Annotated in this window: 19 protein-coding genes; 13 read left to right on the forward strand and 6 right to left on the reverse strand. The window is 72.6% G+C overall.

Annotation, left to right across the window (positions count from 1 at the left end; all coding sequences use genetic code 11):
- Positions 1 to 762: 762 nt before the first annotated feature.
- Entirely contained in the window at positions 763 to 2,451 is a 1,689-nt protein-coding gene (locus OGH68_RS29870) for a PucR family transcriptional regulator (protein ID WP_264250351.1), read from the reverse strand.
- 283 nt (positions 2,452 to 2,734) lie between these two features.
- Here OGH68_RS29870 and OGH68_RS29875 point away from each other — a divergent pair, with 283 nt between their 5' ends.
- From OGH68_RS29875 to OGH68_RS29930, 12 genes are all read left to right on the forward strand, one after another.
- Positions 2,735 to 3,625, forward strand: coding sequence for an FAD binding domain-containing protein (locus tag OGH68_RS29875; RefSeq protein WP_264248290.1), 891 nt, complete (start codon positions 2,735 to 2,737; stop codon positions 3,623 to 3,625).
- Positions 3,626 to 3,627: 2 nt separating this feature from the next.
- The gene (locus OGH68_RS29880) at positions 3,628 to 4,215 is read left to right on the forward strand and encodes a (2Fe-2S)-binding protein (RefSeq protein ID WP_264250352.1); all 588 of its coding nucleotides are present in this window, start codon (positions 3,628 to 3,630) and stop codon (positions 4,213 to 4,215) included.
- A gap of 2 nt (positions 4,216 to 4,217) precedes the next feature.
- The gene (locus tag OGH68_RS29885) at positions 4,218 to 6,593 is read left to right on the forward strand and encodes a xanthine dehydrogenase family protein molybdopterin-binding subunit (protein WP_264248292.1); all 2,376 of its coding nucleotides are present in this window, start codon (positions 4,218 to 4,220) and stop codon (positions 6,591 to 6,593) included.
- A gap of 260 nt (positions 6,594 to 6,853) precedes the next feature.
- The gene (locus OGH68_RS29890; RefSeq protein WP_264248294.1) at positions 6,854 to 8,335 is read left to right on the forward strand and encodes an NCS2 family permease; all 1,482 of its coding nucleotides are present in this window, start codon (positions 6,854 to 6,856) and stop codon (positions 8,333 to 8,335) included.
- A gap of 33 nt (positions 8,336 to 8,368) precedes the next feature.
- Complete coding sequence (locus OGH68_RS29895) at positions 8,369 to 9,520, forward strand: XdhC family protein (RefSeq protein ID WP_264248296.1); 1,152 nt, start codon at positions 8,369 to 8,371, stop codon at positions 9,518 to 9,520.
- Between the two features lie 95 nt (positions 9,521 to 9,615).
- On the forward strand, positions 9,616 to 10,017 hold the full coding sequence (locus tag OGH68_RS29900; RefSeq protein WP_264248298.1) for a TOBE domain-containing protein: 402 nt from the start codon (positions 9,616 to 9,618) through the stop codon (positions 10,015 to 10,017).
- A 13-nt stretch (positions 10,018 to 10,030) separates the two neighbouring features.
- Positions 10,031 to 10,816, forward strand: a complete 786-nt coding sequence (gene modA, locus OGH68_RS29905; RefSeq protein WP_264248300.1) for a molybdate ABC transporter substrate-binding protein — start codon at positions 10,031 to 10,033, stop codon at positions 10,814 to 10,816.
- Positions 10,817 to 10,934: 118 nt separating this feature from the next.
- Positions 10,935 to 12,911: an ABC transporter permease gene (locus OGH68_RS29910; protein WP_264248302.1), complete on the forward strand. Its 1,977-nt coding sequence runs from the start codon at positions 10,935 to 10,937 to the stop codon at positions 12,909 to 12,911.
- Positions 12,912 to 13,030: 119 nt separating this feature from the next.
- Complete coding sequence (locus OGH68_RS29915; RefSeq protein WP_413471135.1) at positions 13,031 to 13,657, forward strand: RNA polymerase sigma factor; 627 nt, start codon at positions 13,031 to 13,033, stop codon at positions 13,655 to 13,657.
- Between the two features lie 23 nt (positions 13,658 to 13,680).
- Positions 13,681 to 14,436, forward strand: a complete 756-nt coding sequence (locus OGH68_RS29920; RefSeq protein ID WP_264248305.1) for a hypothetical protein — start codon at positions 13,681 to 13,683, stop codon at positions 14,434 to 14,436.
- A 201-nt stretch (positions 14,437 to 14,637) separates the two neighbouring features.
- Entirely contained in the window at positions 14,638 to 15,093 is a 456-nt protein-coding gene (locus tag OGH68_RS29925; protein ID WP_319020253.1) for a hypothetical protein, read from the forward strand.
- 110 nt (positions 15,094 to 15,203) lie between these two features.
- On the forward strand, positions 15,204 to 16,700 hold the full coding sequence (locus tag OGH68_RS29930; RefSeq protein ID WP_264248308.1) for an aminotransferase class I/II-fold pyridoxal phosphate-dependent enzyme: 1,497 nt from the start codon (positions 15,204 to 15,206) through the stop codon (positions 16,698 to 16,700).
- A 50-nt stretch (positions 16,701 to 16,750) separates the two neighbouring features.
- Here OGH68_RS29930 and OGH68_RS29935 read toward each other — a convergent pair whose 3' ends face one another.
- The 5 genes from OGH68_RS29935 to ppk2 all read right to left on the reverse strand — a co-directional run bounded on the left by OGH68_RS29935 (position 16,751) and on the right by ppk2 (position 24,767).
- Positions 16,751 to 20,020: an SAV_2336 N-terminal domain-related protein gene (locus OGH68_RS29935; protein WP_264248309.1), complete on the reverse strand. Its 3,270-nt coding sequence runs from the start codon at positions 20,018 to 20,020 to the stop codon at positions 16,751 to 16,753.
- Between the two features lie 6 nt (positions 20,021 to 20,026).
- Positions 20,027 to 21,055: an AAA family ATPase gene (locus OGH68_RS29940; protein ID WP_264248312.1), complete on the reverse strand. Its 1,029-nt coding sequence runs from the start codon at positions 21,053 to 21,055 to the stop codon at positions 20,027 to 20,029.
- A 52-nt stretch (positions 21,056 to 21,107) separates the two neighbouring features.
- Positions 21,108 to 23,309, reverse strand: a complete 2,202-nt coding sequence (locus tag OGH68_RS29945) for a hypothetical protein (RefSeq protein ID WP_264248313.1) — start codon at positions 23,307 to 23,309, stop codon at positions 21,108 to 21,110.
- A gap of 2 nt (positions 23,310 to 23,311) precedes the next feature.
- Positions 23,312 to 23,710: a CU044_2847 family protein gene (locus OGH68_RS29950; RefSeq protein WP_264248315.1), complete on the reverse strand. Its 399-nt coding sequence runs from the start codon at positions 23,708 to 23,710 to the stop codon at positions 23,312 to 23,314.
- 88 nt (positions 23,711 to 23,798) lie between these two features.
- Complete coding sequence (ppk2, locus tag OGH68_RS29955) at positions 23,799 to 24,767, reverse strand: polyphosphate kinase 2 (RefSeq protein ID WP_264248316.1); 969 nt, start codon at positions 24,765 to 24,767, stop codon at positions 23,799 to 23,801.
- 111 nt (positions 24,768 to 24,878) lie between these two features.
- Between ppk2 and OGH68_RS29960 the strand changes: the two genes are divergently transcribed.
- Positions 24,879 to 26,009 (forward strand): winged helix DNA-binding domain-containing protein, encoded by a 1,131-nt coding sequence (locus OGH68_RS29960; RefSeq protein ID WP_264248319.1) that lies wholly within the window; start codon positions 24,879 to 24,881, stop codon positions 26,007 to 26,009.
- Positions 26,010 to 26,025: the final 16 nt, after the last annotated feature.

Genomic DNA, 26,025 nt, shown 5'->3' on the forward strand with positions numbered 1-26,025 from the left:
GGGGGCTCCGCCCCCGGACCCCCGAACGGGGCTCTGCCCCGCGCCCGTACCGGGGCAGGCCCGGGGCCCCGGGCGGGGCTCTGCCCTCGGCCCCGTGGGGCCTACGCCCCGAGCGCCGGTAGAGGGCTGCCCCCGGGCCCCCGTGGGGGGCTCCGCCCTGGCCTCTATAGGGCTCTGCCCCAGCCTTGGACGGGGCTCTGCCTCGGCCCCCGAACGGGGCTCTGCCTCGGCCCCGAACGGGGTTCTGCCCCCGGCCATCGAACGGGGTTCTGCCCCGGCCCCGGTGGAGGGATTTGCGCCCAAGGCCCCCGAAGGGGGCTCCGCCCCCGGACCCCGTATCGGGGCAAGCCCCTGGCCCCGGACGGGCTCCGCCCTCGGGGCCTGGACGGGGTTCTGCCCCGTGCCCCGGGCAGGGTTCTGACCCGGCCATCGGACGGGGTTCCCCCGGCTCGGACGGGGCTCCGCCCCAGGCCCCGTACCAGGGCGAGCCCCGGGCCCCGGTACTGCGCTTCGCGCGGTGGCCTCAAGCTCCCCCGGCCGGGCTGGATATGCCGCTGCGCGGCGCACCAGCCCGCCGGCGGGAGCGGGATCCACCCTCGCCGGCGTTTGAGGCGCGGGGGTGCGGGGGCGGAGCCCCCGGAATGCCGCGCGGAGCGCGGTGCCGGGGCCGGGGCGCAGCCCCGACCACCGCCCGAAGGGCGGACCGGGGGCCGGGGCTCGCCCCGGTTTCGGGAAGGGGCGGGGTGGGGAAACGCACCGCCGTCAGCTCATGCGCAGCGCCAGGAAGAAGTCCAGCTTGTCCTCCAGGCGCGACAGGTCCCGGCCCGTCAGCTGTTCGATGCGGCCCACCCGGTACCGCAGCGTGTTCACGTGCAGATGCAGCCGGCTCGCGCACCTCGTCCAGGACCCGTCGCTGTCGAGGAACGCCTCCAGCGTGGGGATGAGTTCCGCCCGGTGGCGGCGGTCGTAGTCGCGCAGCGGGTCCAGCAGTCGCGCGGTGAAGGCGCGGCGCACGTCGTCCGGGACGAACGGCAGCAGCAGCACGTGCGACGCCAGTTCGTGGTGACCGGCGGCGCAGACGCGGCCCGGGCGGGCGGCGGCGACCCGGCGGGCGTGCCGGGCCTCCTCCAGCGCGCCGCGCAGGCCTTCCGCGGAGTGCACGGCCGCGCTGACGCCGAGTGTGAGGCGGCCGTCGTCGGCGAGGCCCGCGGCCAGCGGGGCGCGTACGGACTCCAGGAGCGCGTCGGCGTGCAGACCGGCGTCCGACGGAGGCGGGTCGTCGTCCAGGCCGCCGAGGCTCACCGCCGGCAGCGGCACCAGTGCGATCGCCTCGCCGCCGCTGTGGGCGACGGCGATCCGGTCCGTGGAGTCCGGCCCGGCCGCCGACGGGTCGACGAGGATCTCCTCGAGCAGGGACTGGGTGACCTGCCCGGTCTCGACGGCCGGGTCGTCGCCCCATTCGACCCGGGCGACGACGACCTGCCAGTGCGGCGCGCTGCCCAGCCCCGGCAGCAGCACCGGCGCGGCGACCCGCAGCCGCGCCGCGATCTCCGCGGGGGCCGCGCCGGTCTGGACGAGTTCCAGGACCTCCTGGGCGAGCCGCCGCCGTACCGTACGGGCCGCCTCGCGACGGTCCCGTTCGACGGCGATCAGCTGGGTGACGCCCTGCAGCAGGTCCAGCCGCGGGGCCGGCCAGTCCGCGGCGTCCGCCTCCACGGCAAGCAGCCAGTCGGACAGCACGCCCTCCCGCACATCCCGTACGGCGGGCGCGGCGGGCCCCCGTCCGGTGTTACGGATCGGGAAGAGTGAGTACGTCACGCCTCGTGCGACGGCCCGGTGCGGGGCCCGCCGGCCGTGGCGCACGGCGGCCAGGTGTTCACCGGCGAGCGCCGCGCCGACCTCGGCCGGCAGTCCCTCGCCGGCGCCCGCGATCTGCCGCCCGGTGGGGGACAGCACCCAGGCGCGGAGGTCGAGGTCGGAGCCGAGCAGGTCCAGGACGGCGTCCGGTCCGCCGCCCGTGGGGCCGGACGTCATCAGCCGCCTGTGTCTGTCGACGACGGCCGCGAGGTCACCCGCCCGTTCCCCGGAGACCTGCCGTACGACGTACTCGGTGATCGTCGCGAACGCAACGGACTCGTTCACAGCAAACAGTGGGAGCCGGTGGCGCAAACAGGCCTGGACCAGATCGTCGGGGACGTTTCCGAGCTCCGCCTCGCCGGCCGCGAGCCCGGCGACCTGGGCGCCCGAGAGGATGCGGACGAACGGTTCGGAGTCCTCCGCGGTGCGCCGCCAGGCGAGCCCGGTGAGCACCAGTTCGCCGCCGGAGAGGTACCGACTGGGGTCGCGGAGGTCCGTGGTCATCACGCCCCGTACCCCGCGGTCGAGCTCGTCCTCGCCGCCGAGCAGCCGCAGCCCCAGCGCGTCGTTGTCCAGCAGTGCGCGCAGCCGCATGTCGTCGCCGCCGATCTGTCTCGTTGTTGCCGGTACTGGCCGAAGACCCGTGGCCATGGTTTCCAGGGGGAAACGGTGAGGTTGCTGATCTCCGCCTTTCGTTCGAATCTACAAGACGAGGGAGGCGACCAGCCAACTCCTTCGGTGTTTCGGTGACTGCACCGGCCGGATCGCGGCTTGTGTACTGGACCACATCGCATGAACAGCGCATGAACAAGTCGAGGGCCGGTCGTCCAGGGCCCGTGGCGACGAACGGCCCCGATTGAGAAGAAGAGAGCCACCCATGGACTTCCTTCGCCCCGCCAGCTGGGAAGAGGCGCTCGCCGCCAAGGCCGAGTACCCCACCGCTGTCCCCATAGCGGGTGGCACCGACGTCATGGTCGAGATCAACTTCGACCACCGTCGGCCGGAGTACCTCCTGGACCTGAACCGCATCGGTGAGCTCACCGAGTGGGAGGTGGCCGGCGAGAGCGTCCGGCTGGGTGCCTCCGTCTCCTACACCGCGATCATGCAGAACCTGCGCGCGGAACTGCCCGGTCTCGCGCTCGCCTCGCACACCGTCGCCTCCCCGCAGATCCGCAACCGCGGCGGTGTCGGCGGCAACCTCGGCACCGCGTCCCCGGCCGGCGACGCCCACCCGGCGCTGCTCGCCGCGGGCGCCGAGGTCGAGGTGGAGTCGGTGCGCGGCTCGCGCATGATCCCCATCGACGCGTTCTACACGGGCGTCAAGCGCAACGCGCTCGCCGCCGACGAGCTCATCCGGGCGGTGCACATCAAGAAGGCCGACGGGCCGCAGCAGTACTCCAAGGTGGGTACCCGCAATGCCATGGTCATCGCGGTATGCGCCTTCGGTCTCGCCCTGCACCCCAAGACCCGCACCGTGCGCACCGGTATCGGGTCCGCCGCGCCCACCCCGGTGCGGGCGAAGGCCGCGGAGGACTTCCTGAACGCCGCGCTGGAGGAAGGCGGATTCTGGGAGAGCGGGAAGATCATCACCCCGTCGGTCGCCAAGCAGTTCGCGCAGCTCGCCTCGGGCGCCTGCAACCCGATCGACGACGTGCGCGGCACGGCGAAGTACCGCCGCCACGCGGTCGGCATCATGGCCCGCCGCACGCTCGGCTGGACGTGGGAGCAGTACCGCGGCACCGCCCGCACGCTTGAAGGAGCTGCATGACCATGCGCGTCGATTTCACCGTCAACGGACGCCGCCAGGAAGCGGACGACGTCTGGGAGGGCGAGAGCCTGCTGTACGTCCTGCGGGAGCGCCTCGGTCTGCCCGGCTCGAAGAACGCCTGTGAGCAGGGCGAGTGCGGTTCCTGCACGGTCAGGCTCGACGGCGTCCCCGTCTGTTCCTGTCTGGTCGCCGCCGGCCAGGTCGAGGGCCGCGAGGTCGTCACCGTCGAGGGACTGGCGGACTTCGCCAAGCAGCGTGAGTCCTGCGTGAGCAGTGGCGCCTGCGGCACCAGCCTCCAGGACGCGCAGAGCTGGAGCGCCCGGGGCACCGACTCGCAGACCGGCGAGGGCACCGAGCTCTCCCCGATCCAGCAGGCCTTCATCGACGCGGGCGCCGTGCAGTGCGGTTTCTGCACCCCCGGCCTGCTGGTCGCCGCCGACGAGATGCTGGAGCACAATCCGTCGCCCTCGGACGAGGACATCCGCGAGGCCCTGTCCGGCAACCTCTGCCGCTGCACGGGTTACGAGAAGATCCTCGACGCCGTCCGCCTCGCGGCCGCCCGTCAGGAACGCAAGGAAGAGGCGGTCTGACCATGGCGACCACCGGCACACCCGCGAACCTCACCCAGAAGACCCGGGGCGGCATCGGCGAGTCCACGCTCCGTCCGGACGGCACTCTCAAGGTCACCGGCGAGTTCGCCTACTCCTCGGACATGTGGCACGAGGACATGCTCTGGGGCCAGATCCTGCGCTCCACGGTCGCGCACGCCGAGATCGTCTCCATCGACACCTCACAGGCGCTCGCCCAGGCCGGCGTCCACGCGGTCCTCACCTACGACGACCTGCCGACCGAGATGAAGAACTACGGCCTGGAGATCCAGGACACCCCGGTCCTCGCCAACGGCGTCGTACGCCACCACGGCGAGCCCGTGGCCATTGTCGCCGCCGACCACCCGGAGACCGCGCGCCGCGCCGCCGCCAAGATCAAGGTCGAGTACAAGGAGCTGCCCGTCGTCACCGACGAGGCCTCCGCGACCGCGCCGGACGCGCCGCTGCTGCACCCCGGCCGCGACGACCACCACGCCGGCCATGTGCCGCACCCGAACATCGTGCACCGCCAGCCGATCGTGCGCGGCGACGCCGACGAGGCCGCGAAGCGCGCCGACGTCATCGTCTCCGGCGAGTACACCTTCGGCATGCAGGACCAGGCGTTCCTCGGCCCGGAGTCCGGCCTCGCCGTGCCCGCCGAGGACGGCGGTGTCGATCTGTACGTCGCCACCCAGTGGCTGCACTCGGACCTGCGCCAGATCGCGCCCGTTCTCGGCCTGCCCGAGGACAAGGTGAGGATGACGCTCTCCGGTGTCGGCGGCGCGTTCGGCGGCCGCGAGGACCTGTCGATGCAGATCCACGCCTGCCTGCTGGCGCTGCGCACCGGCAAGCCCGTCAAGATCGTCTACAACCGGTTCGAGTCCTTCTTCGGCCACGTCCACCGCCACCCGGCGAAGCTCTGGTACGAGCACGGCGCCACCCGCGACGGCAGGATCACGCACATGAAGTGCCGGATCGTGCTGGACGGCGGCGCCTACGCCTCCGCGTCCCCGGCCGTCGTCGGCAACGCCTCCTCCCTCTCCGTCGGCCCGTACGTCATCGACGACGTCGACATCGAGGCCATCGCCCTCTACACCAACAACCCGCCCTGCGGCGCCATGCGCGGCTTCGGCGCGGTCCAGGCGTGCTTCGCCTACGAGGCGCAGATGGACAAGCTGGCCAAGGCCCTCGACATGGACCCCGTCGAGCTCCGGCAGCTGAACGCGATGGAGCACGGCACGCTGCTGCCGACCGGCCAGCCGGTCGACTCGCCGGCCCCGGTGGCCGAGCTGCTGCGCCAGGTCAAGGCCCGCCCGCTGCCGCCCGAGCGTCAGTGGGAGTCCACCGAGGGGGCCGACGTCCGCGCCCTGCCCGGCGGCCTGTCCAACACCACGCACGGCGAAGGCGTCGTACGCGGTGTGGGCTACGCGGTCGGCATCAAGAACGTCGGCTTCTCCGAGGGCTTCGACGACTACTCCACCGCCAAGGTGCGCATGGAGGTCGTCGCGGGAGAGCCCGTCGCCACCGTGCACACCGCGATGGCGGAGGTCGGCCAGGGCGGTGTCACCGTCCACGCGCAGATCGCCCGCACCGAGCTGGGCGTCACCCAGGTCACCATCAGCCCGGCCGACACCCGCGTCGGCTCCGCCGGCTCCACGTCCGCCTCCCGGCAGACGTACGTCACCGGCGGCGCGGTGAAGAACTCCTGCGAGCTGGTCCGCGAGAAGGTCCTGGAGATCGGCCGCCGGAAGTTCGGTACGTACCACCCGGCGTGGGCCACCGCCGAGCTGCTGCTCGAGGGCGGCAAGGTCGTCACCGACGGCGGCGAGATCCTGGCCGACCTGGTGGACGTGCTGGAGGGCGAGGCCGTCGAGATCGAGGCCGAGTGGCGCCACCGCCCGACGGAGGCGTTCGACCTCCGTACGGGACAGGGCAACGGCCACGTCCAGTACTCGTTCGCCGCGCACCGCGCGGTCGTCGAGGTGGACACCGAGCTGGGTCTCGTGAAGGTCATCGAGCTTGCCTGCGCCCAGGACGTCGGCAAGGCCCTCAACCCGCTGTCCGTCATCGGCCAGATCCAGGGTGGCACCACCCAGGGCCTGGGCGTGGCGGTCATGGAGGAGATCATCGTCGACCCGAAGACCGCGAAGGTCAGGAACCCGTCCTTCACGGACTACCTGATCCCCACCATCCTCGACACGCCGGCCATCCCGGTCGACGTGCTCGAACTCGCCGACGACCACGCGCCCTACGGGCTGCGCGGCGTCGGCGAGGCCCCGACCCTGTCGTCCACCCCGGCCGTCCTCGCGGCGATCCGGAACGCGACGGGTCTGGAGCTCGACAGGACGCCGGTGCGCCCCGAGCACCTCACCGGCACCTGACCCTTCCCCCCACTTCTCCGAGCGGTGTGCGCCATGCCTCCAAAGGAATCTCACGGTTCCCCGCCTGCCCGCACCGCCCGGAGAGAGCACCACCCGGCAGTACCCAGTACCACCGGGCACAACCCAGCAACACCAGCACCAGCACCACTCAGCGCAAGTCTCGGGCCGTCCCCCGGGTCGTGCAGCCAAGCAGCATCCCAAATCCCGCCGTCACCACATCCCCCGGCGGGTGTCCCTGTGAACCTTGGGAAGTAGGCACCATGACCCAGCAGTCCACTGAGCCGAGGACCACGGCGGAGTACGCCGGCGCGGGTACGCGCCAGCCCGCCGGCCGGTCCTGGCTCGACCGGTATTTCCACATAACCAAGAGAGGCTCGACCGTCGGGCGGGAGGTGCGGGGCGGCATCACCACCTTCATGGCGATGGCGTACATCATCCTGCTCAACCCGGTGATCCTGTCGGTGCCCGACGCGGCCGGGAACAGGCTCGACGGTGATCAGCTGACCACCGCGACGGCGTTCGCCGCCGCCGCGACCACCATCGTGATGGGCCTCATCGGTAATGTGCCGCTCGCCCTGGCCGCGGGACTGAGCGTCTCCGCCGTCATGGCATTCCAGGTCGCGCCCGAGATGACCTGGGAAAACGCGATGGGCATGTGCGTCATCTACGGCGCCGTGATCGTCCTGCTCGTCGTCACCGGTCTCCGTGAACTGATCATGAACGCGATCCCGCTGGCGCTGAAGCACGCCATCACCATGGGGATCGGCCTGTTCGTCTGTCTCATCGGTCTGGTCCAGGCCGGATTCGTGACCTCCATGCCGGGCGAGGGCGGCATCGCCGGCGCCAAGCCCATCCAGCTCGGCACCAGCGACATGCTGACCGGCTGGCCGGTGCTCTGCTTCGCCGTCACCGTGCTCCTGATCTTCCTGCTCCAGGTCCGCAAGGTCCCTGGCGCGATCCTGATCGGCATCGTGGGCGGCACGGCCTTCGCCGCGCTCGTCCACCAGTTCGCCGGCCTCGACAAGGCGGCCTGGGGCGGCCTGAACGCGCCCGAGATCACCGGCTCCATCGTCTCCAGCCCGGACTTCGGACTCTTCGGCGCCGTCTCCTTCGACGGGATCGGCAGCGTCGGCGGCATCACCGTCGGAGTCATCGTCTTCACCCTGGTGCTGGCCGGCTTCTTCGACGCCATGGGCACCATCATCGGCATCGGACAGCAGGCGAACCTGGCCGACGACAAGGGCAAGATGCCCGGCCTCAATCGCGCCCTCGCCATCGACGGCGCGGGCGGTGTGATGGGCGGTGTGGCCGGCGCCTCCGGCCAGACCGTGTTCGTCGAGTCGACCGCCGGCGTCGGCGACGGCGCGCGTACCGGTCTCGCCTCGGTCGTCACCGGCCTCGCGTTCACGCTGTGCCTGTTCTTCACCCCGCTCGCCCAGGTCATCCCGACCCAGGTCGCGGCCGCCGCGCTCGTCGTCATCGGTTCGATGATGATGACCAACGCCAAGCACATCGACTGGAACGACTCGGCGACCGCCGTCCCGGTGTTCCTGACCACGGTGCTGATGCCGTTCACGTACTCCATCACCGCCGGCATCGCGGCCGGAGTCATCTCCCACGTGCTGATCAAGGCAGGCCAGGGCAAGGTGCGCGAGGTCGGCTGGCTGATGTGGGTCCTGTCCGTCGTCTTCCTCGCGTACTTCGCGCTGCACCCGATCGAGGGCTGGCTCGGAGTCAAGTAGCCCGCCACCGCACGACACCCGAAGGAGACCGACATGCTGGACATCGCCGAAGAGCTGAACCGGTGGGTCGAGCAGGGCCGCAGCTTCGCCGTCGCCACCGTCGTGGCCGTCGGCGGCAGCGCTCCGCGGCAGCCGGGCGCCGCCCTCGCCGTCGACAGCGACGGCACGGCGATCGGCTCGGTCTCCGGAGGGTGCGTGGAGGGCGCCGTCTACGAGCTGTGCCGGCAGGCACTCGAGGACCGCGCCAGTGCCCTGGAGAGCTTCGGCTACAGCGACGAGGACGCCTTCGCCGTGGGTCTGACCTGCGGCGGCGTCATCGACATCCTCGTCACCCCCGTGCACGCCGACGCCCCCGCCAGGGAGGTGTTCGCCGCCGCGCTGGCCACCGCGGCCCGTGGGGAGGCGGCGGCGGTCGCGCGGATCACCGACGGGCCCGCCGACCTCGCGGGCCGCGCCCTGCTGGTACGGCCGGGCGGCACGTACGAGGGCACCCTCGGCGGCCATCCGGAACTGGACCGAACGGCGGCCTCCGAGGCCGCGGCCATGCTCGACGCCGGACGCACCGGGACCGTCGTCATCGGCGAGGACGGCTCCCGCTGCGGCCGGCCGCTGACACTGCTCGTCGAGTCGAGCGTTCCCGCACCGCGCATGATCGTCTTCGGTGCGATCGACTTCGCCGCCGCGCTGGTACGTGTCGGCAAGTTCCTCGGCTACCACGTCACCGTCTGCGACGCGCGGCCCGTCTTCGCGACCGCGAGCCGCTTCCCGGACGCGGACGAGATCGTCGTCGAATGGCCGCACCGCTATCTGGAGTCGACCGGGGTCGACGGCCGTACGGTGCTCTGCGTACTGACCCACGACGCCAAGTTCGACGTGCCGCTGCTGGAACTGGCGCTGAAGCTGCCTGTCGCCTACGTGGGCGCGATGGGCTCCCGCCGCACCCACGAGGACCGCAACAGACGGCTGCGCGAGGTCGGCGTCACCGAACTCGAACTGGCCCGGCTGCGCTCGCCGATCGGTCTGGACCTCGGCGCCCGTACGCCGGAGGAGACGGCCCTGGCCATCGGCGCGGAGATCGTCGCCAACCGCCGCGGCGGCAGCGGAGTCTCCCTGACCGGCGCGCACACCCCGATCCACCACGACGGGCGGGACACCCCGGGGGGCCGCATCGGCTCGGTGGCCTAAGACCTCTGTGGCATCGTCCGGCCGTGCCGCATCTGCCATGGAGGAACGGCTGAGCATGCTGTACCTGCGAACCGAAGCGTTCTAGAGTGGCGCATATGCAGTCCTACACCATCGGTCAGGCGGCGCGTCTGCTCGGCGTCAGCGCCGACACCGCGCGGCGCTGGGCCGACGCCGGCCGGATCGCGACCCATCGCGACGACAGCGGCCGGCGTCTCGTCGACGGCCGGGATCTGGCCGCGTTCTCCGTCGAGGTCGCCCAGGGCCAGGGCGGCGCCGGCGAGGAGGACGTCTCGTACACCTCGGCGCGCAACGCGTTCCCGGGCATCGTCACCGCCGTCAAGCTCGGCGACGTCGCGGCGCAGGTGGAGCTCCAGGCCGGACCGCACCGGCTCGTCTCGCTGCTGACCCGCGAGGCCGTCGAGGAACTGGGCCTGGAGGTCGGGATGCAGGCCACCGCCCGGGTGAAGTCGACCAATGTGCACATCGACCGCGTCTGAGAGGTGACGGCCCGTGTTCCCCACCCGTACCGGGCACCGCCGCGCCGCAGCCGCGATCCTGGCCGCCGCGCTGCTCGCACCGCTCGCCGCCTGCGGCGGCAGCGACGACACGGACGCCACCGACGGCGCGGACGCCACCCGGCTGACCGTGCTCGCGGCGTCCTCGCTCACCGACGTCTTCAGGACCGCCGGGGCCGCCTACGAGAAGTCGCACCCCGGCACAGAGGTCACGTTCTCCTTCGCGGGCTCCCAGGAGCTCGCCGCCCAGGTCCGGCAGGGTGCCCCCGCCGACGCGCTCGTCACCGCCGACACCCGGACCATGGAGAGCCTCGCCGGGGACACCGGCGAGGCGGTCGTCATCGCCAGGAACCGGCTGGTGATCGCCACCGAGAAGGGCAACCCGCACCGGATCCGTTCGCTCACGGACCTCGCCGACGGCAAGCTCAAGGTGGTCCTCGCCGCACCCCAGGTGCCCGTCGGCCGCTACAGCAGGCAGATCCTCGACGCCCGGCACGTCCAGGTGCGGCCGGTCTCCGAGGAACCGAACGTGCGGGCCGTGCTCAGCAAGGTGGAACTGGGCGAGGCGGACGCCGGACTCGTCTACCGCACCGACGCCGCCACCGCAGCCGGCCGGACCGACGCCGTCGACATCCCCGACGAGCAGAACGCGGTCGCCTCGTACCCGGCCGCACCCCTGAACGCCTCACACCACACCGACGCCGCCGAGGCATTCGTCACGTGGCTCAGCGGCCCCGAGGCGCAGAAGATCCTGCGGGACGCCGGCTTCCAGCAGCCGTAGCTCCCGCGACCGAGCAGTCGGAGCCCCGCGGCCCAGCATCCAAGCCCCGACGGCACAGCAGCCGAACGTCCTCGGGCCCGGCAGCCGCAGCCCCGGCCCAGCAGCACAGGAACGCACCATGAAGCGTCTGCGCGCCAGCACCCGACCCGCCCGGACCCCCCGGTCCCCACGGACCGCGGCCGTCTCCGGCCCCCGTACGCCCGCCGTGCTCGCGGTGCCCGCGCTGCTCGCCGTCGCCTTCCTGCTGCTGCCCCTGGCCGGCATCCTCGGCCGTACCGCGTGGACGGACATCGGCACCCATCTGACCAGCCCCGGCGTCACCGAGGCGCTGCAGCTGTCGCTGGTGGTCTCCTTCTGGGCGCTCGGGCTCTCCCTGCTGCTCGGCGTGCCCCTCGCCTGGGTGCTGGCCCGCGCCGACTTCCCCGGCAAGACCCTCGTGCGCTCGCTCGTCCTGCTGCCGATGGTGCTGCCGCCGACCGTCGGAGGCGTGGCGCTCCTGCTCGGCTTCGGCCGGCGGGGGCTGCTCGGGCCCTGGCTGGAGGACACCTTCGGCATCACGCTGCCGTTCCAAACTTCCGGCGCCGTCGTCGCCGCGACATTCGTCGCCATGCCGTTCCTGGTCATCAGCCTGGAGGGCGCCCTCGCCGGTCTGCGCCCCGGGTACGAGGAGACGGCGGCCTCGCTCGGGGCCTCGCCGGTACGGGTCTTCCTGACCGTCACCCTGCCGATGGTCGCGCCCGGGCTGGTGGCCGGAGCGGCACTCACCTGGGCCCGCGCGCTCGGCGAGTTCGGCGCGACCATCACCTTCGCCGGCAATCTGCCGGGCACGACACAGACGCTGCCTCTGCAGGTGTATCTGCTGCTCCAGGAGGAGCCGGAGGCGGCGACGTCCCTGTCGCTCCTGCTGCTCGCCGTCGCCATGGCGGTGCTGGTCGCCCTGCGCGGCCGCTGGACGGGCGGCGCGCCGGTGCCGCGCCGGGCGGCTCCCGTGGCCGAGGAACCGGTCCCGCCCGCCCCGACCCGTACAGTCCCCGGGGCCGGAGCGCCGGCCACGGGCGGACGCTGGGCGCTGCACGCCGAGGTCACCGGCTTCGACGAGCTCACCCTCGACGCCGCACCGGGGACCACCATCGCGGTCGTCGGCCCCAACGGCGCCGGAAAGACGACCCTGCTGCGCGCGCTTCTCGGACTCACCCCGCGCGCCGGCGCAGCCCTGACACTCGGCGGCACCGACGTGTCCGCCCTGCCGCCGCACCGCCGCGGCATCGCCTGGGTCCCCCAGGACGGCGCGCTCTTCCCGCACCTGAGCGCGCTCGGCAACACCGCGTACGGGCCGCGCGCCCATGGCGTCGGCCGTGCCGAGGCCCGGCGCGGCGCCCAGCAGTGGCTCGACCGGCTGGGAGTCGGCCACCTCGCCGCCCGCAGGCCCGCCCAGCTCTCCGGCGGCCAGGCCCAGCGCGTCGCACTCGCCCGCGCCCTGGCCGCCGGGCCACGGCTGCTGCTCCTCGACGAACCGCTCGCCGCCCTCGACCAGACCACCCGGGCGCAGGTGCGCCACACCCTGCGCGGCCATCTCGACGGGTTCGGCGGCGTGTGCCTGATCGTCACCCACGACCCGGTCGAGGCCGTGTCGCTGGCCGACCGGGTACTCGTCCTCGACGACGGCCGCGCCGTCCAGGACGCTCCGCCCGCGGAGGTCACCCGCCATCCGCGTTCGCCGTGGGTCGCGCGGATGCTCGGCCGCAACGCCTGGCCGGGCACGGCGGCGGCCGGCGGCGTCGAACTGGCCGGGGGCGGACGGCTGGTCGTCGCCGACCCGCTGACACCGGGCGCGGAGGTCCTCGCGATCATCGCCCCGGAGGCCGTCGCCGTACACCGGGAACGCCCCGGCGGCAGCCCCCGCAACGTCTGGCCGGGCACCGTAAGCGAGATCACGGTCGTCGGCAGCCGGCTGCGAGTCCTGGTGACCTCCACCGACGCGCCGGACCTGGTCGCGGAGATCACCCCGCAGGCCGCCGCGGAACTTGGCCTCGCCGAAGGCGTCGACGTCTGGACCGGGGTCAAGGCCACCGAGGTCACCGTCGTCGGTCTGTAGCACCACGGGACGACAGTCACACCGTGTGCCTGCTGTGACGTTTCCATGAGCGATGACGCAGATTGTAGGGAGGCATGAGCATGGCACGGATCCCGTGCCGGCGGCGTGAAGAGGACCGGGTGGGCAAGGAGCGGGGCAGCCGGCGTACGGAGACGTACGACAAGGAGCTCGGCGATGCGGTGACGAGCGCGCAACAGGGCGACGAGGCCGCCTTCTCCGCGGCCTACCGACTCGTCCACCCTCCGCTCCTCGGCTATCTGCGTGGACTCGTGGGCGACGACGCGGAGGACGTAGCCTCCGACGCCTGGCTGGAAATAGCCCGTGACCTCGGCCGCTTCCGGGGTGACGGCGCCGGCTTCAGGGCCTGGACCGCGAGCATCGCGCGCAACCGGGCCATCGATCATCTGCGCCGGATCAGGAGCCGTCCGCGCGGCACGCTCCTCGAGAGCGAGCTCGCCGCACTGCCCTCCCGTCAGGACACCGCCGCCGAGGCCTTCGAGACCGTCTCCACCCGGCAGGCGCTGGACCTGATCGCGCGACTGCCCCGCCGGCAGGCCGAGGCGGTGCTCCTGCAAACCGTCATCGGCCTCGACGGGCCGGCCGCCGCCCGGGTGCTGGGCACTCGGCCGGGAGCGGTGCGCTCCGCCACCCACCGCGGACTCAAGCGGCTGGAGAGGTACCTGTCGTCGCTTACGTCCGGCGGTGTGACAGATTCAAACTCCCCTTCGCTGGGAGATTCGAGATGACCGAAAACCGATCGGGAGGTGCCGTGGGACCCGGTACCGACCCGCAGCAGCAGCCGCAGCCACCCACGCTGGACGAGGTGCTCGCCGCCGCCGCGCGTCCCGAGCCCGTTGCTGCCCAGGCCGCCGAGAACGCCCTGGCCGCCTTCCGCGAGGCCCGGGACGAGGGGGCCCTGGGCCTGCCCACCCGGCCGGACGACGACTGGCGTCCCGCCGAGCCCGGGACGCGAATCCCGTGGATCAAGGCCGGGCTCGGCACCTTCGTCGCGGGCATCATGCTCGGCGGCGTGGCCGTGGCGACGGGCACGCTGCCCGCCCCGTTCGGGGATCCGTCCGACGGGCGGCCGAGTCCGGCCTCCAGTGCCTCCACCTCCCCGTCGGGCATTCCGGCGGCGACGGCGAGCGCGGTCGCCCCGCGGGTCACCAGGTCCGCCGGCCGGCCTGCCGCGACGCCCGGCGCCGTGCGCCACCCGTCCACCGCCGAGGACCGGGCGGCCCATTGCCGCGCGTACGAGGCGGCCGAGGCGAACGGGCGGGCCGGGAACGGCAAGGCGCTGGACAGCGCCGTGCGCGAGCGTCTCGAAGCGGCGGCGGGAGGTCCGGACGGCGTCGAGGCGTACTGCGCGGGGCTGTCGCAGGACGGACGGTCCGACGCCTCGGAACACCGGGCCACGTCCGACCCGGGCAGGAACACGGCGGCCGCCGTGGCGCCGACCACAGGTGTCGCCAGGGGCGGCCAGGACAAGGGACGCGTCCCGAAGCAGAAACCGGCGCGGCAGTGAACGGCGGCCGACGGCGCCGGCGGTAGCGGCGGCACCAGCGGCAGTCAGTGCCGACAGGCGCGACAGACGCTTCACCGCACCCGAAGGTTGTACGGCATTCGAAAATTTTTCTGTGACAACAGCCACCTGCGCCATCCGTGATGCCGTGGCCTCCGCTTCCGCTGGGAAGGGCGAGTCCATCGTTGTGGAGAGGCGGGCGCCGTGGAAGAGCGCGCAGCAGAACTGCCGGACGCCAAGGGTATGCAGAGCTACGCCGCCGGGTTCGTCACCGAGATGAGCGAGCGCAGCAGACTGCCGCTCGACTACACCGTGGCAAGCCTGAGGCTGGTCGATCTCGTCGTCGACGGACTCAGACGCAACAGACCGGTCCGCGCGGGCGTCGACCGGGTCCTCCGCGGCCTCGGCGCCTACACCGGCGAGGTGATGGTCAGACGCGCCGGGGCGAGGTGGGTGGACCTCGACGACGGGCAGCGCGAGATGTTCGGGCAGACCGTCGGGGTCCGGATGCCCGACGGGCGGGTGTGGAATCCGCTCGGCAAGGTCGTCAAGCGGTTCGAGGACGGTCCCGGAGAGTCGGTCGAGCGCTTCTACCTGCTGCTGCACGGCCGGCAGCCGCCGAGGGCGCGCGGCGGGGCGATACAGCGCGCGGCCTGCTGACCGGCCGCCGGCCCCCGGACGACCGCTTGAACAACGGGCGGACGGCGTCCGTACCTGTGGGCGGCCCGTGTGGATCCGCACGGGCCGCCAGCACGCAGGGGAGGCACGTCTTGGCCGGCAGCGGTGTCAGCAACGGCAGCAACGGGGGCAGCGGGAGCAACGTCACCGCTCTGTTTCGCGCGTCCACCGCGCACAGCCCCTCGTACTTCACGCTGGACCGGGCGGGCGGCGGAGCGGCCGGTGAGATCGTGGACTTCTGCATCCCGTGCAATCCGTACTTCCCCACCCCCACCATGTTCGACCGCCTCGCCGGCAGCCTCAGGGAGATCCTGACCTACTACCCGAGCGGCGCGGACACGATCACCGCCGAACTGTGCCGGCTGCTCGGCCTCAATCCGCAGACCGTGGCGATGGGCAACGGCTCCACGGAACTGATCACATGGATCGACCATCTGCTCGTACGGGAGTCGCTGGCCGTCCCCGTCCCCACCTTCGGCCGCTGGACCGACCAGCCGACGGAGACCGGGAAACGGGTCGACATGCTGCTGCTGCCCGAAGCGCGCGGCTTCGCCCTCGACCCGGCCTCCTTCGTCCAGTTCGTACGGACGAGAGGCTCGCGCGTCGCGGTCGTCTGCAACCCGAACAACCCCGACGGCGGCCTGCTCCCCAAACAGCAGGTCCTCTCGCTCCTCGATCAGCTCCAGGACCTCGACCTGGTCGTCGTCGACGAGTCCTTCCTCGAGTTCGCCGACGCCGGGCAGGAGACCAGCGTCGCGGCCGAGGCAGTGCTGCGCACCAACGTGATCGTGCTGCGCAGCCTCGGCAAGAACTTCGGTCTCCACGGGGTGCGTTTCGGCTATCTCGTCTCCAACCCGGGCCTGGCCGGCGAGGTACGGGCCGCGCTGCCGAAGTGGAACCTCAACTCCTTCGCGGAGACAGTGGTGTTCATGCTGAAGGAGTACCGCCAGGAGTACGCGGAGAGCCTGTCGCGGGTGTGCGGCGACCGCCAGGCCATGATCTGGCGGCTCTCCCAGCTCCCCGGCCTCACCGTCTACCCGTCACAGGGGAACTTCGTGTACGTGCGCCTCCCGGAAGGGGCCGACGGCGCGGTCCTGCGCGACCGGCTGCTTGCCGAGCACGGCGTCCTGGTGCGCGAGTGCGGCAACAAGATCGGCAGCTCGAGCCGGTTCGTACGGCTCGTGGTCCGCCCGGAACAGGACGTGGAGCGGCTGCTCACGGCGATGGAACAGGTGCTGTACGGCGGCCTGGCCCGGTCCGCGCGGGCCCCCGCACCCGCGCCGGAGCCGCCGCAGCCGATGCTGGCGCAGATACCGGCCCAGCCCCAACAGCCCCGTGCGCAGCCGCTGCCGCAGGCCCAGGCCCGGCAGCCGGCCCCGGCGCCCATGCTTGCGCAGGCCCCGTCGCAGCCACTGCCGCAGCAGAACCCTCCGCTCGCCCTGGCCCACGAGCCCACCGCCCGGCAGCCGCTCGCCGCCCGCGGCCTCGCACCCGCCCAAGCCGCCCGCCCCGGTGCCACGGCCGGGGCACCGGCCGCCGGCTACACCTCGGGCACGGCGGCGGTGGACCGTCTGATCGCGCAGGCGTAGGGCCCGGTCGACCTCCGGCCCGGCCCGGTCGGCCGGGCCCGGACGCGTCCTCAACGCACGGACGGTGACTGCCCGTCGGCCGGCCCACGGCCCATGTCGAAGTGGACCGGTCCGGATGCGGACGGGTCGATGAGAACGGCGCCGTCCGGCATGCTGCCGCCGAACCGGCCGTCGGACACGGGCCTGGTGAGCAACACCACACGGGTGCGCAAGTGCTGCAACAGGCGGTGGTCGAGCCAGGCAGTGTCCGAGGAGTCGGCGAACAGCAGCAGATGGATCCCCAGCCGTCCGCCGGACTGCGCCACCCGTGTCACCGCGGTGCGCAGCTCCGGTGACAACAGCAGGACCCGGTGCGCCTCCTCGACAGCCACGATCAGACGCGACAGGGCGGGCAGATACGGATTTCTACGGCTCGCCGTCTCGAAGGCGCCGATGTCACGCTCCGTCGTGGTCGTCCCGAGCACCCTGCGACGGTTCACGATCTCGGCGTTGAGTTTCTCCGCCAGGGACAGCGGCCGCACCGGATCAGCGGACAGCCCGAGGAAGGCCGTGCCGGCCGATCGCCCGGCGTACCGCCCGAGACGGCTGGCGCCCTTGGAGTCGGCCACGACGAGTTCCACACCGTCCCGGCCTCGAGTCAGTTGCTCCACCACACGGTGCAGCAGGTCTTGGCGTAGGCGGGCCGGACGGCCCTGGCACAGCAGATGCGGACCCTGGCCACCACGTTCCGCGCTCTCCAGATCGAGCCGCACCGGCGTCGCGTCGTCATCGAGCCCGAGGGTTACCGCCAACCGGTGCTTCCCGGGCTCCCGCTCGTGGGCCAGTGCGTTGAACGCACGCAGCAGTTCCTGGGCGGTCGGTCTGCGTTCCGGGTCGTGTGACAGACAGGCGCGCAGACTCTCGGCGATCTCGGCGCCCAGCGGCAACTCGAACGCGTCCGGTGCGCCGGCGACCTCGTCCGTCGCGACGCCGGCCGCCGCTTCGACAAGGATCCGGCCGAGCGCGTAGATGTCCGCCGCCTGTGTCGGCTCGGCGTCGGCGCCCGGCAGCTCCGGGGCACGGTAGCGGGCGTTCTGCCGGTGGCTTGCGCGGTGCCGGGCGACCGTGCCGTTGATCGACGCGGTCATCCAGCCGGCGATCTGCACCTCGCGGCCGGCGATCAGCACACTGTGGGAGGTCAGCGAACCGTGCACCAGCCCCTTGCGGTGCGCCCGGGCCAGGCCGTTCGCGAACTGCCGGGCAACCATCAACAGCCCGGCCTCGTACAGGGGTCCGTGCCGCTCCACGAAGGAACGCAGATCCGGTGCCGGGTCCGTTCTGCCTTCCAGAGCGCACTCCACCGCAAGCCACGGATGCTCGCAGCCGGTGTCCCACGCCAGCAGCCGGGGGGCGTACAAGCCGTCCATCCGCTTCAGTGCGGCGACCTCCGTGGCCACCAGGTCGAGGGCGTGCGGGACCTCCGGCCTGCGGATGACGAGGACGCGGCCCTCCCCGTCGTGGGCAAGGAACAAACCGACCCGCGACCAGCCGGCCGTGTTTTCGGCGAACACTTCGTACGGCAGGGCGCCCGAGCCGTCGAACCGCGGATCGGACACGAAAAGGCGAGACCATCCGGTGCTGTCCTCGTCCAGCTCGAAGCCCGGCGGCAGCTCCCGCAGAGCCGCGGTTTCCTGCTTCGAGGGCGTCGGCTCCGCAGTGTCGGGCAGCGAGAGCCCCAGCCGGCGCATTACGGTCTCGTCCACCCAGCCGAACGGTCGGCGGCTGCCTGCCGGCAGCCGCTCAGAGCCGTGCGGGTGCGGTATCCACGCCGGGAAACCGCCCGCGGTACTGGCCAGTTCGGTGAGCCTTGTCGTCACCGCACGTGAGGTGCGGAGCAGTTCGGACGGTGGAACGACGGACAGCAGGATCCGCCGCGTCTCCTCCGTGAAGTCGAAGGTCCGCTGGTGAGGCAGGTCGCCGGGGCCCTCGACACCGTGCATCAGCCCGCCGAGGAAGACCTCGGCCAGGTGGGAGGTGTCGGCGGCCGGGCTCACGGCCTGCTGCACCAGCCGCATCACCGGCACGGGAAGTGGCGCCACGGCCGCCAGATGCGCCGCGAGACGGTACGCGTCCGGGGAGGCGGCATCGCGGAACCGCAGTACGGCCTCGGCTGTGACGTCGCTGCCGCCCCCGTGGACGGCCGGCTGCCGGCCGTCCACGGCGGGACCCGTGCCCGGCCGCGTGAGCAGAGGGAGCACAGCGGTGCTGCCGGCCGAGCCGACCAGCTGTGCCCAGACGCCCAGCGAGCTCGGGTCGGTAGTGAGGACCGGCACGGGCACGCCGTCGAAGGGAGCCAGCTCCGGCGGCAGTACCGGGTCCTCGACGAGCCAGGACCGGTTGGCCGCGCCCCGGCGGCGGGTCGTGACCTGCCACGGCTCAGCGCCGATGCCGGAGCCTGCCCGCAGCCTCGGCGGCAGGACGTGCACCAGCGCCGTCGGGCCGGTCGCGGCCGCACGGAGCAGGGCGGCGTGCATCCTGCCGTCGCGCCACGCCGGGCCCACACCATCGCTCACGACCAGCAGCAGCGTGCTGCCCGAGGGATCGAGCACCGTCGACATCGGCAGCGTGGCCGCGCGGGCGCAGAACGGACGACGGCTCAGCCGGGGGCCGTCCGGGCTGCGGCTGTCGAGGCCATGGATCCGCACGTGGCGGAAGGCTCCGCAGCGTTCCATCAGCGCCTTGATCTCGCCCGCGAGCCGCTGCCACAGCAGCATCGAGACGCCGTCGTCGACGAGCACGGTCAGGTCGAGCCAACGGGTGCGGGCAGGACGCAGCACCGCCTCCGGCAGGCCCGTCTCGGCCATCGCCGTGACTGTCGCGTCGACGTCGAGTTCCGCCCGCAGCGTGTCGGGACGCCAGTGCCTGAGCGGTCGCAAAGCCCGTCCGAGGCGCAACTCGGCGTCGCCCAGCGCTTTCATCCCCGGGGCGCGGACGGCTGTGGCGGCCCGGTCGGATGGGGCGGGCTGCTGGTCCGCGGCCGCCGGAGCGGCATGCAGACCGCTCCGGGCAGCGGGCCGGTACGGGACCCCGGGTGCTGCCTCCGCGGGCGCCACCTCCTGCTGCGCGCCGCCCGGCAGGTCCTCGGCGTCCGCGGGCGAAGCACCGGCGTCCAGCCGCTCGGACGCGGACACGACGGGCGCGGCGGCGGCAGCGGCCGCGCGCGCCAGCGCGGTGGCCGCTGCCGGAGGCAGGCGGGCCGCCAGCCACAGGGCATCGAGCAGCTCCTCGGCGGCGAGTTCCTCGCCGTCGCCCGACAGGACGTTGCGGACCCGTTCCAGCACGGCCGGCTACACCGTCCTGCCGAGCCGGTGCAGCACCGCGTCGAGCAGACCCTCGGCATCGAGATCCACACCGCCCCGGCGCAGGAAGACGGCGTTGAGCAGTTGGTCGGTGGCGAGCTCACCCCTGGCCCTGCGGGCGAGGAACGCCCGCATCAGCTCGTCCATGCCCTCCATGTCCGTGTCCACGCCGGTCCCGTCGGGGTCCAGATGCGCCGAGATGATGGCGCGCAGCCGGTCCTCGTCCGGTTCCGGCAGGTCCAGCCGTACGCACCGGCGGAGGAAGGCAGGCGGGAAGTCGCGCTCCCCGTTGCTGGTGATCACGACGACGGGGAACTCGGAGCAGCGCACCCGGCCGCGGACGACGTCCGTCCACGCCTCGGGGTCGGCGGTCATCACCCGTACCGTGGCCTGGTCCTCTGGGAGCCGTGCCAGCTCCGGGATCTCGAACTCGCCCTCCTCGAAGACGTTGAGGAGGTCGTTGGGCAGGTCGACGTCGCCCTTGTCCAGCTCGTCCACGAGCAGCACCCGAGGGGTGGCGGACGGCACGAGCGCCGTACCGAGCGGACCGAGGCGTACGTAGGATCCGATCCCCGGCTCCCCGCCCGGCGTGCCGTCACCGTCCTGCGGGTCGCGGCGCATGTTGGTCTCCCGCAGCCGGCCGATGGCGTCGTAGCGGTAGAGCGCTTCCCGGAGCGTGGTACGGCTGTTGACCGGCCAGTGCAGGACGCGGCCCAGGGACAACTCATGGGCGACGGCGTGTGCCAGGGACGACTTGCCTGTCCCGGGGTGCCCGGTCACCAGCAGCGGTCTGCGCAGCAGCAGCGCCGCGTTGACGACGTCGGCCTCGGAGGTGCCGATCAGGTACGGCCGCTCGCGGCCGGTGCCGTTATCGCCTGCGCCGTCGAACCGGCGCCACGGTGGGGCCGACGGAAAGGTGATGCTGCGGGACCGGCCGTCGCCCCTGAACAGCCGCCAGTCGCCGTCCCCCGCGTCGTCACTCGCGCCGTGCTGCCCCTGGGGGCCGTGGGCCGTCATCAGGTCTCCGCTCCTTGTCCGTTCGTGCGTCGTCGCCGGTGGACCGACCAGGTCATGAGGGGTCCGCCAGCTCCAGCGGGCCGGGCAGCGCCAGTTCGCCGTCGTCCCACACCAGCGCCGGCCTGGCGGCGGAGGACTGCTCCGACCCGTAGACGGCGGCCCTGAACTCCTGGAGCCGCTGCGGCAGTTTGTGCAGCGGACCGGTGGGATCGATGTCGTCCATTCGGCCCGCGTCCTCGTGGGACTCGGCCGCCCGGTCCCAGAGCACGACCGGGACACCCATGGCCAGACAGACGGAGAGCAGGGGATCCCGCTGCTTCGGCGGTCCGTGCAGCACGACCCGGGCCGTATTGCGGTCGGTGGTCTTCAGCAGCCCGTACAGCTGCTTGATCGTGACGGAGGGCCGGTCGACGACCAGAGCGCCCGGATCTCCGGCCGCCCAGCGTCTGCGCATCTCGCTCTGCCCGTCGGGCGAACGGCGGACAATCTCGGGACAGCGCAGGGCCACCTGGTACCTGGCGCCCAGCGGCAGGCTGAGCTCCTCGAGGTCGGGGAAGATGTCACCGAACTCGCTGCCCGTGTCCCAACTGTCCACGGGTACCTGGAGACTGTCGCGTCCGACGACCACGTCCACCTGAGCCGGATCGTCGCCCGCGCCGCTCCCGCAGCCGTCCGCCGTCTCACGTATCAGGCGCCCGATACCGTCCGGGGACAGGGGACCGTTCCGCGTGGTCACGGGAGTCTGCGTACCGTCCTTGCGGACCAGCCGGATCTCGCAGTGGTAGTGCCCCGGGGAGTCCGGCCCGGCCTCCGACAGCCGGGTGACGATCCGCGCGACCGGTGACGGGCGGTGCAAGGCCCAGGCCGCCGCGTCGGCACGGCGCTCGGCCAGTGCCGCGTGGGGGATCCCCAGCCGTTCGGCGACCCGGTCGCACCAGTGGCGCAGAGCGGTGCGGCTCTCGTCGCCCGCCGCGGCGGCCACGAACGCCGCAAGTCTCAGCAGAGCCGGGACTGGGGAGCACTCCGTGTTCCCGACGGGGCCGTCGGGGTAGTCCTCCAGGCTCAGCACCACACCGTCCAGCTCCGCCGCCGTCAGCCGGGGGGCACCGGCCAGCGGACCGGGAAGGGCCATGAACCGCAGCGCCTCGCGGGCGGCGCGGGGAAGCAGGGCCGGATCGGCCTCGGTGACCGTACGGAGCCCCGTGAGCAGCTGCCGGTGCTCGTTGACCGACAGCAGCCGGACGTTCTCCTCCATGCGGCCGAGTGCCAGCAGGTGGTCCAGCGCCCGCCGGCCGGCGCGGTGGTCGCGAACCGTGGGGGCGAGCGACTCGGACAGCGTGGCCAGTGCCCGGTCCTCCGTCAGCAGCAGCCTCGCCAGCTCGTCGAGCGTGGGAGCGGAGGATCCGTCGTCGGCCGGGTGCTCGCAGCCGATACCGGACGCGAGCACCCGGCAGTGGTCCGCGCGCCTGACCGGGTCGTCCAGCAGTGCGCGCAGCGCGGGCACCAGCAACTGCACTGCTCCGAACGACTCCGGGGGCACGCACCGGTCCATGTCGTCCGGTGCGGCGACCGCGCACTCGCTGAGGACATCGGCGGCGTCCGCCCGCGCCAGTTCCTTCCGCACGGTCTGCCACGGCACCGCCCAGCCGCGGCGGACCGTGTCCTGGGACCCCAACGCGCCCTTGGCAGGCAGCACCTGGGCGACGACGAGCCCGGTGACCGTGGAGTCGGACGGCACCCACAGCGGGCCTCCGCTGTATCCCGGCCCGATGGCGGCCCCGGACAGCTTGCCGTCCAGATAGCAGCAGCCGTCGTCCTCGGGGCCGACCACGATGTCCGCGTAGGTGATGGATTCGCCGCCGCCGTGCCAGGCCCGCAGTCCCTGCCCCTCCGTCATGTCCCGCCACACCACTGGCCTGGTCCAGTCGGGAGCGGGCTCGTCCAGTTCCAGCACGGCCAGGTCGCCGTCCCACACGACCCCGGAGGCCCGCCGCTGCGGAGGCAGCCAGACCGACAGCCGGGCGGTACCGCGACCTGTCGTCCCGGAGCCGTGGAACGCGATGTCCAGCGCACGCTCCGCCTCCGGCTGCTCGGTGCTCAACAGGTCCCGCCCGAGTGCGTCGTTGACGACATGGGCGCAGGTCAGCACGCGGGTAGGGGAGAGGAGGGCGGCGGCACCGGAGGCCTTGGCGCCGTCCTCGCGCAGCAGCGCGGTACGCGAGCCGGGCGATGCACGGCGACGGAACCAGCCCATTCTCACCCCTGGCCAGAGTCGGCGGTGCCGTGCTGCCAGGTCGCGCTCACCGTCATGGTCGCCTTGCCGTTCGCGCCGACGATGCCCAGCTTGAGGTCCTGGCCGATCTGGAGGCCGAATTCGACCTTGAGTTCCTGCGGCGGGTTGTCGGTACCGGCGACGGCGCCGTGCACCTCCTCCAGGAGCGGTCCGAGCGGGCGCAGCGTGCTTCGCAGGGCATCCGTCGCGAGCTCGGCGGCCCGCCGGCCGCGTCCCACCGGAGTGGCGGTGCCGAATCCGTCGGGAAGGTCCGGTGCCTCCGGCGCTCCGTCGGGGACGGGGGCCGCTGCCGGTTCCCCGGCGTCGGCCAGCTCCACGCGTAACGCGGCGCCGGCCAGGTCGAGTTCAAGATATTCGGGCATGACGGCATTCTGCCTGACCGGGCGCCTTCGCCGGGCCGGATGCCGGCAGTCGCGCTACGGGCTGGAACGTTCAGTCACCGTGCCAGGCTCACCGGTCCGGATGCTCGCCCGGGCCCTCCGCGTGGCCGGCGAGGGGGGTCGGCGACAGGGAGGCGTTCTCCTCGCCCGGCTCCAGCAGCGTGTCCGCCGCGCCGACGATCAGCGGGTCCGGCCGTCCGACGGCTCCGGTGTCCTTGCTGGTGTAGTCCACGTGCCACAGCAGACTGCGCATCGCCTCGAGGCGGCCACGGCGCTTGTCGTTGCTCTTGACCACCGTCCACGGGGCGTGCTCGGTGTCGGTGGCGCGGAACATGTCCACCTTGGCGGCGGTGTACTCGTCCCACAGGTCCAGCGACGCCACGTCCGTGGGGGACAGTTTCCACTGGCGCACCGGGTCGACCTGGCGGATCGCGAAACGGGTGCGCTGCTCGGCGCGGGAGACCGAGAACCAGAACTTGACCAGGATGATCCCGTCCTCGACCAGCATCCGCTCGAACTGCGGGCACTGGTGCAGGAACAGGTCGTACTGCGCCTTGCTGCAGAACCCCATGACCCGCTCCACACCGGCCCGGTTGTACCAGGAGCGGTCGAAGAACACGATCTCGCCCGCGGACGGCAGATGGGCCACATAGCGCTGGAAGTACCACTGCGTCGCCTCGCGTTCCGTCGGTTTCTCCAGGGCCACCACGCGCGCGCCGCGAGGATTCAGCCGCTCCGTGAACCGCTGGATCGTGCCGCCCTTGCCCGCGGCGTCGCGTCCCTCACAGATCACGATGAGCCGCCCGCCGGAGTCCTTGACCCAGCGCTGCAGCTTCAGCATCTCGATCTGCAGCACACGCTTCTGCCGCTCGTACTCGGACCTCGGAATCTTCCGGTCGTACGGGTAGTTCTGCCGCCAGGTCTTGATCGGGCGGCCGTCCTCGTCGAGGAGCACCGGGCGCTCCGGCTGGCTCGCGTCCACGGTCATGCCGTCGAGCAGCTCCTGCCCGTTCCCGTCGCGCTCCGTCGCATCGCCCATCGCTGACACCTGCCCGGTACGGCTGCCGATCACGTATCCCTCATGATCCCACCAGGCGTCGCCCGACGTCGCGGACAGTACCTGTCCGCAAGGGTGGGTAGCGTTCCGGGCATGGCCTCGAAGACCGCGACGTACCCCGTTCTCGACAACCGCGCACTGAACCGTGCGACTCTCGCGCGCCAGCTCCTGCTGCGGCGCGTGCCGCGCACGGAGCTGACCGTCGCGGCCGCGGTCGCGCACCTGGTCGGGCTGCAGGCACAGAACGTGAAGCCGCCCTACTACGCGCTCGCCGCGCGCCTGGCGGACTTCGGCCCCGAGGAACTCTCCGCGCTGATGGAGTCCCGGGCGGTCGGGCGCCTCGTGACGATGCGGTCCACGATCCACACCCACACCGCCGACGACTGCATGCGCCTGCGGCCGCTCGTGCAGGCCGCGCGGGACCGTGAGCTGGACCGGTTCCGGAGCGGGCTGGCCGGCGTGGACCTCCGGCGGCTGGCCGCCGTCGCACGGGAGCTCGTCGAGGACGAGCCGCGGACCATGAAGGAACTGCGCGAGGCACTCGTCGTCCACTGGCCGGACGCCGGCCCGTTCGCCCTGTCCGTGGCCGCCCGGTGCTCGCTGCCGCTGGTGCAGGTCACGCCGCGGGGCGTGTGGGGGAGGAGCGGCCAGGTCCGGCTGACCACCGCGCAGCGATGGTTCGGCCGCCCGTCCGAGCCCGCCCACGAGGCCGGTGACACCGTGCTGCGCTACCTCGCCGCCTTCGGCCCCGCCTCGGTCAAGGACTTCCAGACCTGGTCCGGGCTGACGCGGACGCGCGACGTCTTCGAACGGCTGCGGCCGCGACTGGCCGTGTTCCAGGACGAGCGAGGCGCCGAGCTCTTCGACCTCCCGGACGCACCCCGGCCCGGCGCGGATGTCCCGGTGCCGGCGCGTCTGCTGCCCGAGTACGACAACCTGCTGCTGTCCCACGCGGACCGGAGCCGGGTGGTGTCCGCCGAGCACAAGGCGCTCCTCTGGAAGGGCAATCAGGCGTACTGCACTTTCCTCCTGGATGGTTTCCTCGCCGGGATCTGGCGCCTTGAGGAGACCGGGACGACGGCGACGCTGACGCTGCAGCCCTTCGGCTCGCCGACGCGGGCGCAGCGGGAGGAACTGGCGGAGGAGGCGGGGCGGACGCTCGCCCGGATGCGGCCGGAGCTCGCGCCCGCGGTCCGCTTCGGGGCGGTGCGGGACGGGGGTTAGGCCGCGGGTGGGCCGC

It is taken from the genome of Streptomyces peucetius, from assembly GCF_025854275.1.
GTDB lineage: Bacteria > Actinomycetota > Actinomycetes > Streptomycetales > Streptomycetaceae > Streptomyces > Streptomyces peucetius_A.

Excerpts from the sequence above, each read along its gene's own strand:
- OGH68_RS29870 (WP_264250351.1), bottom strand. The coding sequence starts at position 2,451 with ATGCGGCTGCGCGCACTGCTGGACAACGACGCGCTGGGGCTGCGGCTG.
- OGH68_RS29875 (WP_264248290.1), top strand. The coding sequence starts at position 2,735 with ATGGACTTCCTTCGCCCCGCCAGCTGGGAAGAGGCGCTCGCCGCCAAG.
- OGH68_RS29880 (WP_264250352.1), top strand. The coding sequence starts at position 3,628 with ATGCGCGTCGATTTCACCGTCAACGGACGCCGCCAGGAAGCGGACGAC.
- OGH68_RS29885 (WP_264248292.1), top strand. The coding sequence starts at position 4,218 with ATGGCGACCACCGGCACACCCGCGAACCTCACCCAGAAGACCCGGGGC.
- OGH68_RS29890 (WP_264248294.1), top strand. The coding sequence starts at position 6,854 with ATGACCCAGCAGTCCACTGAGCCGAGGACCACGGCGGAGTACGCCGGC.
- OGH68_RS29895 (WP_264248296.1), top strand. The coding sequence starts at position 8,369 with ATGCTGGACATCGCCGAAGAGCTGAACCGGTGGGTCGAGCAGGGCCGC.
- OGH68_RS29900 (WP_264248298.1), top strand. The coding sequence starts at position 9,616 with ATGCAGTCCTACACCATCGGTCAGGCGGCGCGTCTGCTCGGCGTCAGC.
- OGH68_RS29910 (WP_264248302.1), top strand. The coding sequence starts at position 10,935 with ATGAAGCGTCTGCGCGCCAGCACCCGACCCGCCCGGACCCCCCGGTCC.
- OGH68_RS29940 (WP_264248312.1), bottom strand. The coding sequence starts at position 21,055 with ATGACGGCCCACGGCCCCCAGGGGCAGCACGGCGCGAGTGACGACGCG.
- OGH68_RS29945 (WP_264248313.1), bottom strand. The coding sequence starts at position 23,309 with ATGGGCTGGTTCCGTCGCCGTGCATCGCCCGGCTCGCGTACCGCGCTG.
- OGH68_RS29950 (WP_264248315.1), bottom strand. The coding sequence starts at position 23,710 with ATGCCCGAATATCTTGAACTCGACCTGGCCGGCGCCGCGTTACGCGTG.
- ppk2 (WP_264248316.1), bottom strand. The coding sequence starts at position 24,767 with ATGGGCGATGCGACGGAGCGCGACGGGAACGGGCAGGAGCTGCTCGAC.
- OGH68_RS29960 (WP_264248319.1), top strand. The coding sequence starts at position 24,879 with ATGGCCTCGAAGACCGCGACGTACCCCGTTCTCGACAACCGCGCACTG.